The sequence below is a fragment of the Oleiphilus sp. HI0066 genome, from assembly GCF_001635725.1.
The window spans coordinates 1-1,536 of record NZ_LWFH01000834.1; the positions used below are offsets into that span (position 1 = coordinate 1).

The 1,536-nt window shown below is 44.5% G+C and carries 1 protein-coding gene and 2 pseudogenes; 2 read left to right on the forward strand and 1 reads right to left on the reverse strand.

Annotated elements, in window-relative coordinates:
* Nucleotides 1-386: pseudogene (locus tag A3738_RS30920) on the forward strand (hypothetical protein); the annotation flags it as partial.
* Between the two features lie 16 nt (nucleotides 387-402).
* Complete coding sequence (locus A3738_RS09790) at nucleotides 403-1,218, forward strand: crotonase/enoyl-CoA hydratase family protein (RefSeq protein WP_068479559.1); 816 nt, start codon at nucleotides 403-405, stop codon at nucleotides 1,216-1,218.
* A gap of 8 nt (nucleotides 1,219-1,226) precedes the next feature.
* Here A3738_RS09790 and A3738_RS30925 read toward each other — a convergent pair.
* A pseudogene (locus tag A3738_RS30925) lies at nucleotides 1,227-1,536 on the reverse strand (long-chain-acyl-CoA synthetase); the annotation flags it as partial.

Sequence of the window (1,536 nt, forward strand, 5' to 3'; positions counted from 1 at the left end):
ATTTACTTACTCAGCAATTAGATGATCAACTCGTACAATATTTAATGAGCATAAATGCTAGCGATATCAACGAGAGTCTTTATGTAGAGGCCTATCAGAAAGCCTCCACCGCACAGCAACGGCAGCGCCAATTAGACCTTGTTAAGGCGGCTGGAGAACTCTTAGACAAGCATGCACACAACCCACTACTTCGACTAACTCTTAATTGGACAAAAAAGCCAGCAAAGAAAGCAGGGCTCGAAGAACTCCATGGTTTTCTGTTAAGAGGGCTAGACGCATTTTATGAAATGAGTGATGTGGACGTGCTAATGCAAACTTTGATTGAACGCGAAAGCCATATACTATCCAACATCTTAAATAATCGTCCCAACCCATTTCAGTCATGAGCTGTACGGATTTTTTATGTCAGAAACAATAATTAAAGATCGAGTTAAGGTCGAGATCAAAGACCAAATCGCCTATGTCACCTTATCTCGCGCAGACAAGCACAATGCCCTAGATATGCCGATGTTTGAAGCAATCGTTAAGACAGCGAAAACAATATCCAAAGACAAGAAAGTTCGCGGCGTCATCTTGTCCGGCGATGGCAAATCTTTTTGCTCTGGTATCGACGTAAAAAGCATGTTCAAAAACCCAATGACGGCCGTGAAATTGCTCATCAAACCGGGCACTAAATTCGTTAATCTTGCACAAGAAGTTAGCTACGTATGGCGTGACCTACCTGTTCCCGTTATTGCTGTGACCCATGGCAAATGTTGGGGCGGAGGGATGCAAATAGCGCTTGGAGCAGACTTTCGCTACACATCTAAGAACTGCACATTTTCGATCATGGAGACGAAATGGGGACTCATACCAGATATGGGCGGCTCGATCGCATTAAGAGAGCTTTGCTCGATCGATAAGGCAAAAGAATTAACGATGACGGCAGAAGTATTTGATGCCCAAAAAGCAGCTGAGTACAACCTCGTGACGCGCATATGCGATGACCCAATGGCGGAAGCAACTGCTTTCTTGAAAGAGATTGCAAACAAATCGCCAGATGCCATCAGCTTAACCAAGAAGCTCTATAACGGCGCATGGCTATCAACCATTCGCCAAGCTTTGAATCTCGAAACAAAACTGCAACGAAAACTGATTGGCCGTCACAATCAAAAAATCGCTGGTGCGGTTTATAGCGGCGATAAATCAGCTAGCGAATATTCAGATCGCAGCCAATAAGCTTTCGCTTAGAAGCTATGCTTTGATGACATAATATCTAGGTATAGCGACTGAGTTAGCTCTTCAAAGTTGCTTTGTTTCGGTAATCGAACAAACACCTTACTACCGCAAGCCTGCGGATCATAAGCGTCTTTTTTCAGAGGCGCTTTTTTATATTTGTGCGTACCCGTTGATTCAACCTCATCAACCAAACGAATAAAGTGAGGGATCGCGTAATCTGGTACGTGTGCCTGCAGATATTCATATAGCGCTCGCCCATCAAAAGACTGCCCGCTCTCAAACCGCAAGGCTGCCATTCCTGCGCGCCCGTTAGTTTTT

Excerpts from the sequence above, each read along its gene's own strand:
- A3738_RS09790 (WP_068479559.1), top strand. The coding sequence starts at position 403 with ATGTCAGAAACAATAATTAAAGATCGAGTTAAGGTCGAGATCAAAGAC.